This window comes from Paenibacillus sp. FSL P2-0322 (assembly GCF_037975315.1).
Classification (GTDB): domain Bacteria; phylum Bacillota; class Bacilli; order Paenibacillales; family Paenibacillaceae; genus Paenibacillus; species Paenibacillus polymyxa_B.
Genome location: NZ_CP150243.1, coordinates 2,585,001 through 2,593,168, shown reverse-complemented (window position 1 = coordinate 2,593,168; position 8,168 = coordinate 2,585,001). Strand labels below are relative to the sequence as shown.

Genomic DNA, 8,168 nt, shown 5'->3' with positions numbered 1-8,168 from the left:
CCGTCTCTCTCCTCGCAAAATAGATATTGGTAAAAAGGACATTCGCATATTTATGCGGTTTGTTCCTCGGGATGCTTTCGAAATTGAAGCTCATACAGCTCTGCATAATGACCTCCCTCGGCAAGGAGCTGATCATGGGTACCCTGCTCTTTCAGTTCGCCATCGGCAAGGACACAGATCGTATCCGCCCGTTCAATCGTAGACAATCGATGGGCAATAACTAATGTCGTACGATCCTTCATCAGCTCATTTAAGCCCTGCTGGACTTCATATTCCGATTCTGCATCCAAAGCCGAGGTCGCTTCATCCAACAGCAAAATCGGTGCATTTTTGAGCAAAGCACGGGCAATTGCGATCCGCTGTCTTTGACCGCCGGACAAATTGGCTCCGCGTTCACCGACAATCGTGTCGTACCCCTCTGGCAGCTCGCCTATGAAGCCGCTGGCATAGGCTGTTTTGGCCGCAGCCTCTACTTCTTCATCCGTGGCAGCCGGTGAGCCAAAACGGATATTATCCGCTACTGTACCGTGGAACAGCGTAGCCTCCTGTGGTACATAGGCCATTAAATCCCTGACCTCATCCAACGGAAATTCTTCTGCCAAGCGACCACGAACCCGCAGCACACCTTCGTCCGGTGGGTAAAATCCCAGCAACAGCTTCATGACTGTGCTTTTGCCACCACCACTCGGGCCGACAAGCGCGGTTACCTGCCCTTCTGCCACGACCAAGTTTAACCTTTGCAGCGTTGGATGGTCAGGCTGATAGCCAAAGGTGATGTCGTGCAGCTCCAGCGCAGCCGGAGTCTGTTCAATGGCGTGGTCTGTACGCAAGGTCTCAACATCGCCATAGAATCCCCCAGATTCACGGGCTGATAAAGCTGCCGTCTCGGGATCGATAAGCCTAGTCAGCGGTCCCTTCTTTTTAGCCGCGGGGAACTGCTCCTCTTCCTTCGACTCATCCAGAATTTCGCGAATACGCGCCAAGCCTGCCAAGGAGTTTTGTAACAGTGTTACAGCCGCCCCTAGCTCCAAAAACACCGTTGAAATACCGGTTTGCAGCTGCACAATCTGTCCCAATACCCCCAGTTCCATTTGCTTCTGCGATACCAGAATCAATCCGGCGACAAGCACACCGCCCAGCGTGATGAACTCTATGACAAAATTGCACATATCCTGCAAGCCCATATGACGTCCCTGCCGAATGCTGATGCGGTTTATGTCCTCGCTTGCATCGTTACAAAGTCCACCTACCTTTGTCCTCAACCCAAACAACTTCACCGTCTGCAAACCGGAAAGCAAATCACTCAATCGTTCCGTGAACCTGCTCATCCGTCCCTGTAACTCTTCACTCGTCTTTCGCATTTTCTTCGCGAAATGAGCGTTTATCCAGGCTGAAGCCAGCCCAAGTAAAACCGCCATAATCCCAAATCGCCAATCCAGAACCATCAAAATGACCAACGAGCCCAAGAAAAGCGAAATTTCTAGTATAATCGAGCGGATATGAACGGTGTAAGCCTGCTCCAGCGCCTGTACATCGTTCGTCATACGGGATACAAGATCACCCGAATGGTGTTTTTCGGCTTTTTCGTACGATAGCTTGACAATGTGGCCAAATAGTTTCATTCGTACATCGGCAATCGCCAGCTTTACACACCGTTTATACATATAGCTGCACAGGGGGGAAATAAGACTTAATGCCAAAAATGTACCACTGACCAAATAGACCGCTCGGTATAGCTCCTGTACATCGCCATTAACCGCAAAATTCAGCAAATAATGCACCACGAAAGAAAGTAAAATCGTGATGCTGGCATTGGTCAGACTATTGCCAACCAGCCCGGTAAAATACCATTTTCGATGCGGCTTCATCAGGGACATCAACTGCTTAAATTCATAAAACCCCTGCTTGAAGGTCACGACGCTCACTCCTTTCCTCAGGCAACGAATTACCGTTTTCCGCCGTATGCTGTTCTTCTTCAAAATTTTTCAAATACAGCTTTCGGTACACACCATCACGACCTAGTAATTCCTCATGAGAACCCGATTCCACAATGCTCCCCTGATCGAGTACAATAATACGGTTCGCCTGACGTACGGTTGACAGTCGATGAGCAATGACCAGTACCGTCCGGTTTTGCATTACCGCATTCATCGCATTCTGCACCTGAGCCTCCGACTGACTATCGAGTGCTGAAGTCGGCTCGTCCAATAAAAGCAGCGGAGCATTTTTCAGTAATGCTCTTGCTATAGAAATACGCTGTTTTTGACCGCCAGACAATCCGCCTCCCCGCTCGCTCAACAGGGTTTCATAGCCCTCGGGAAGTTGAACAATAAAATCATGCGCATGTGCCGCTTTCGCCGCCTCGACAATTTCTTCCCGAGTCGCCTCCAGACGTCCATATCCGATATTTTCTGCAATGGTGGCCGGAAAAAGCCACGACTCCTGAGATACCATCGAAATATGACTGCGCAGGCTTGTTAAATTCCAATCTGTCAAACTCTTTCCAAATAGTTGAATGGTTCCAGCATGCTCTCCAGGTTCATTAAATCCGCAAAGCAGCTTGAAAATCGTGCTTTTACCGCCACCGCTGGCACCGACAATCGCCACCATATCCCCTTGCCCTGCCTGGAAGCTGATATCCTTCAGCACTGTGTTCCCTTCATCGTAGCCAAAGGTCAAATGCTCAAAGCTGACTACAGCAACACCATCAACGCCATCATCGCTTTCTGCTCCGCCTTCACTCATTCGGTTGGCTTCCCCATCTGCATCGTCTTCCAAATGAGGCGCCCTATTCTCTCGCCTCTGATCTACCAAGGTCATTTCGCCGTCCTGACGTTCATTCTGCCAATCCAGCACCTCAAACAAATGCTTTGCGGCTCCACCCGCTTCCTTCATTTGCGAAATGATTGTCGGCAGCATGGCAATAGGCTGTAATATGAACGAAATCAGGTATAAAAAAAGTACAATGCCTCCAGCATTCAGCTCTCCTTGTTGTATCAGGTATCCTCCGTATACAATGACCAAAATAATTGGTGTTGCCAGCATCATCACACCTACTGGAGTAATGGCTGCATAGCGCTTTTCTAGCCTTAAGCCGCGCTTGACGACCTCCTCCATAATCACCATATACTTCTTCAACAGCACAGCTTGCATATTGAATGCCTTGACGATAGGGATTCCTCCGATTGCATCTTGCCCCACAGCGTTCAAATGAGCAATTTTCTCCTGAAGATCTGCGGAATATTTTTCAATCGGCTTGCTCATTAGTGATGTTATGATCATTCCTATTGGCATGAGCGCAAGACTTGCCAATATCAGTTTCCAGCTTGTCAGTAAAAGCAATATGAGTGATGCCGTAAACACAAGCGGTAAATAAAACAGATTGGAAAACTGCTGGATAAAAAAGTTCTGTAATACTGCCGTATTATTGGTTAGACGGGATACCAAATCTCCGGTAAATTTCCTTTCCACGCTGGAAACCGGTAAATCGCAAAACTTATGTACGAGATCGCCTCTCAAGTCGCGCAGAGCACTAACACTAAAACGCGCTGAAGCGTACCTCATCACAAACTTACAGGGCATTCCAATTAGCGTCATACCAACAACCAGATAGATCATGTTCTGGGTAGAGGAGAATGTCCCCTGTGCCATTTGCTCAATAGCCTTACCCAAAATAATGTCAATAGCTGCCAAACACAAGGAGGCGATCACCGTTATGAAAACCCATAGATTATACGGCCTTACATAACGTGCGAGTCTCCGAAAAGCAGAATTTGATCGAAACAAGGGCATCCCTCTTTTCGTTGCCCACACTTTTTCAGTGCGAACTTTTTATATTGGCTGTGGACGTCGTTGAGATAAACTCTGGGTTTGGATGCATGAGTATCCGTACAGAATAAAATGCGATTTTGAACTATGCTGGAATTTGCATCTTGTTTGTGGGTTGGTTGTCGATTGTTGCTGAGATGGTAATAACGAAGTGTATCGTGATGTGTGGGACATTCAACTCTGTCTGAATCGTGGTTGTAGGGTGCTTGTGTTGTAAGCTGTATGAGCTGCCGCCGCGTGGGCCATCGGCGAGGATGTAGAAAGAATGTTCTCGACTGCGCTCATAACTTCTTGTTCTTGTTCATGGATGAAAAAGTGATTACCTTCGAACATCTGAACATCCATAGGTGATGTCGTATGCTGTTGCCAGGCATGGAGTGAATCTGTGCTAACCTCAAAATCCATCATTCCGCCTAAAACGGTCATCGGGCATACCAGTGGATTTCCCGGCTGATAAACATAAGTTTCACATACCTTAAAATCTGCACGCAGACGAGGCATAATAATTTGCATCAATTCTGCATTTTGCAGCACCTCTTCAGGTGTTCCCTGCATCAAACGAAGCTCTTCGGTGAAAGAATCGTCTGCTAAATCATGGAGTCGTTTTTTGGAGTATGGAAGATGTGGTGCGGATTTACCAGATATGATGATATGCACAGGTAGCTTTCCAGTTTTGCTGTACAACTGTCGTGCTGTTTCAAATGCAATCAGTGCACCCATACTGTGCCCAAAAAAAGCGAACGGCTTATGCATGTATGGGGCCATAGCGGGAATCAACGATTGAACGATGTCCTGAAGAGTATCCATTGGAGCTTCTGTTGAGCGGCTTTCACGTCCTGGAAGTTGTATAGGCAACACGTTAATATCAGGCGCGAACCTAGACTTCCAAGAGTTAAATATGTAAGCGCCACCACCAGCGTAGGGGAAGCAAAATAGTTGGAGCTTCGCAGTCGGTTGGACCTCTGTTTTTGCGAACCAAGATTGTGATCGAGTTGTCAAATGAATTCCTCCATCCTCTATGCAGTTCATAATTTTACAGTAAATCCTTATATCTCTTTTTTTCTTCCAACACTTTCTAACTGTTTTTAAATATACAAACTTTAAAACCGCTTGGCATGGGACAAAAGGGCTAAATTGATGGAGCTCATAAAAATAAAATAAAATCCATATTATGTTATTTGTTTCCAAACTTCAAAAGCAACAATTTCACTTTTTGTATTAGTTATCTGTCAATCATGATCTGTTAATTTAGTTTAAAACGAAATTTTTGGTTTTCACGAATTTTGTAAAACTAAACTCATTATGATTTACATTGAAGCTCCAACCCCTTATCCTACAACAATTTTATCTTTACATGCCATTAACATAAATGTAACAAATTCAACCTGATATCATCCGACAAATTCCGCCTTTTTCCGCAACCCTCTTTAACCTCCTAAATAATGGATCGAATTTGTATCAAGCTCACATAAGCCAAAATTAATAACTCTTTAATTTTGTAATAAATATTGTTATTTCATAGTCCTAAAGGACCATATTTTTCATATTTTTTTCTGACTCTTCGTCTAAAAAATTCAGTTCGGATTGAGTTTTTCTCTCCCAAAGCTATGAATTTTCTTTTCAAACTCTAATAGAAACGTTTCTATCTCGCTTCAAAAGTACCTGTTCTCTAGAAATTTATAGCCTTACTTTTAATCTTCCCCCTCAAAAAACAGTAACGGCAAACAGCAAGGCTCCCTGTTGTTGGAGACTTGCTGCTTTATAAATTTCATTATGTTTGACTTCACTATCGGTCGATATGCAGAGTGTTGTAAGCTTTATAATAGTTATGCCCCAATCTTATTAATTTAGTGGAATGGAGTATATGTAATGGTTTCTTGTATATTTTCCAAAATGCGAAAGCCTTATGGTATACAAAAAGAGCACAGCCTTAATGGGCTGTGCTCTTTTATCTTGCTTGGCGACGTCCTACTCTCCCAGGACCCTGCGGTCCAAGTACCATCGGCGCTGGAGGGCTTAACGGTCGTGTTCGGGATGGGTACGTGTGGAACCCCTCCGCTATCGCCACCAAACATGAATTTACACTGTAAATTCTTCCGTACGGTTATTCGGTTCATCACTTATCGTGTGAATGAATAGCCATGCGCTTATTGTATGTCACTTGTACATACTTTCAAGGTTACACCCTGAAAACTGGATCCGAAACTCATTTGCGTTTTATTCTTAGGATAAGCCCTCGACCGATTAGTATTGGTCAGCTCCATGCATTACTGCACTTCCACCCCCAACCTATCTACCTCGTCGTCTTCAAGGGGTCTTACTAATTGGGAAATCTCATCTTGAGGGGGGCTTCACGCTTAGATGCTTTCAGCGCTTATCCCTTCCGTACATAGCTACCCAGCGGTGCTCCTGGCGGAACAACTGGTACACCAGCGGTACGTCCATCCCGGTCCTCTCGTACTAAGGACAGCTCCTCTCAAATTTCCTACGCCCACGACAGATAGGGACCGAACTGTCTCACGACGTTCTGAACCCAGCTCGCGTACCGCTTTAATGGGCGAACAGCCCAACCCTTGGGACCTACTTCAGCCCCAGGATGCGATGAGCCGACATCGAGGTGCCAAACCTCCCCGTCGATGTGGACTCTTGGGGGAGATAAGCCTGTTATCCCCAGGGTAGCTTTTATCCGTTGAGCGATGGCCCTTCCATGCGGTACCACCGGATCACTAAGCCCGACTTTCGTCCCTGCTCGACTTGTAGGTCTCGCAGTCAAGCTCCCTTCTGCCTTTGCACTCTTCGAATGATTTCCAACCATTCTGAGGGAACCTTGGGGCGCCTCCGTTACTCTTTAGGAGGCGACCGCCCCAGTCAAACTGCCCACCTGACACTGTCCTCGCACCGGATCACGGTACCAAGTTAGAACCTAGATACGATCAGGGTGGTATCCCAAGGATGCCTCCCTTCAAGCTGGCGCTCAAAGTTCAACGGCTCCCACCTATCCTGTACAGATCGTACCCAAATTCAATATCAAGCTGCAGTAAAGCTCCATGGGGTCTTTCCGTCTTGTCGCGGGTAACCTGCATCTTCACAGGTATTAAAATTTCACCGGATCTCTCGTTGAGACAGCGCCCAAGTCGTTACGCCATTCGTGCGGGTCAGAATTTACCTGACAAGGAATTTCGCTACCTTAGGACCGTTATAGTTACGGCCGCCGTTTACTGGGGCTTCGGTTCATAGCTTCGCCCGAAGGCTTACCACTCCCCTTAACCTTCCAGCACCGGGCAGGCGTCAGCCCGTATACTTCGCCTTGCGGCTTCGCACAGACCTGTGTTTTTGCTAAACAGTCGCTTGGGCCTTTTCACTGCGGCCCCCTCGGGCTATTCACCCTACCGAGGCACCCCTTCTCCCGAAGTTACGGGGTCATTTTGCCGAGTTCCTTAACGAGAGTTCTTCCGCGCGCCTTAGAATTCTCTTCTCGCCTACCTGTGTCGGTTTGCGGTACGGGCACCTTCTCCTGGCTAGAGGCTTTTCTTGGCAGTCTGAGATCATGACCTTCGCTACTACAATTTTCGCTCCCCATCACAGCCCAGCCTTACGATGTGCGGATTTGCCTACACACCAGCCTCACTGCTTAGACGGACATCCATCAGTCCGCGTCACTACCCTACTGCGTCACCCCATTGCTCATAACGGATTACGGTGGTACAGGAATTTCGACCTGTTGTCCTTCGACTACGCCTATCGGCCTCGCCTTAGGTCCCGACTTACCCTGAGCGGACGAACCTTCCTCAGGAACCCTTAGGCTTTCGGCGGATCTGATTCTCACAGATCTTTTCGTTACTCATACCGGCATTCTCACTTGAATGCAGTCCAGCGCTCCTTACGGTACACCTTCAACCCGCATTCAACGCTCCCCTACCCCTGATGCAAGCATCAAGCCATAGCTTCGGTGGTGTGTTTAGCCCCGTTACATTTTCGGCGCAGAGTCACTCGACCAGTGAGCTATTACGCACTCTTTCAATGGTGGCTGCTTCTAAGCCAACATCCTGGTTGTCTGTGCAACTCCACATCCTTTCCCACTTAACACACACTTGGGGACCTTAGCTGATGGTCTGGGCTGTTTCCCTTTCGACAATGGATCTTAGCACTCACTGTCTGACTCCCGGAACTAAATCTATGGCATTCGGAGTTTGACTGAGCTTGGTAACCCTTGCGGGCCCCGCACCCAATCAGTGCTCTACCTCCACGATTCTTTTTTCCGAGGCTAGCCCTAAAGCTATTTCGGGGAGAACCAGCTATCTCCGGGTTCGATTGGAATTTCTCCGCTACCCCCACCTCAT

The 8,168-nt window shown here is 47.4% G+C and carries 3 protein-coding genes and 2 rRNA genes (1 of these 5 only partly in view); all 5 read right to left on the bottom strand.

What is annotated here, in order from left to right; translation table 11 throughout:
- Positions 1 to 50: 50 nt before the first annotated feature.
- On the bottom strand, positions 51 to 1,916 hold the full coding sequence (locus MKY24_RS11645) for an ABC transporter ATP-binding protein (RefSeq protein WP_053325359.1): 1,866 nt from the start codon (positions 1,914 to 1,916) through the stop codon (positions 51 to 53).
- Positions 1,891 to 3,786 carry an ABC transporter ATP-binding protein gene (locus MKY24_RS11640; protein WP_339202015.1) on the bottom strand — a complete coding sequence of 632 codons (1,896 nt, stop codon included), beginning with the start codon at positions 3,784 to 3,786 and terminating at the stop codon, positions 1,891 to 1,893. Before MKY24_RS11640 ends, MKY24_RS11645 begins: the two co-directional genes overlap by 26 nt.
- Positions 3,787 to 4,002: 216 nt before the next feature.
- Positions 4,003 to 4,827, bottom strand: coding sequence for an alpha/beta fold hydrolase (locus tag MKY24_RS11635; RefSeq protein WP_023988445.1), 825 nt, complete (start codon positions 4,825 to 4,827; stop codon positions 4,003 to 4,005).
- A gap of 956 nt (positions 4,828 to 5,783) precedes the next feature.
- Positions 5,784 to 5,900 (bottom strand): 5S ribosomal RNA (gene rrf, locus MKY24_RS11630).
- A gap of 152 nt (positions 5,901 to 6,052) precedes the next feature.
- Positions 6,053 to 8,168, bottom strand: a 23S ribosomal RNA gene (locus tag MKY24_RS11625); it runs 810 nt beyond the window's last position.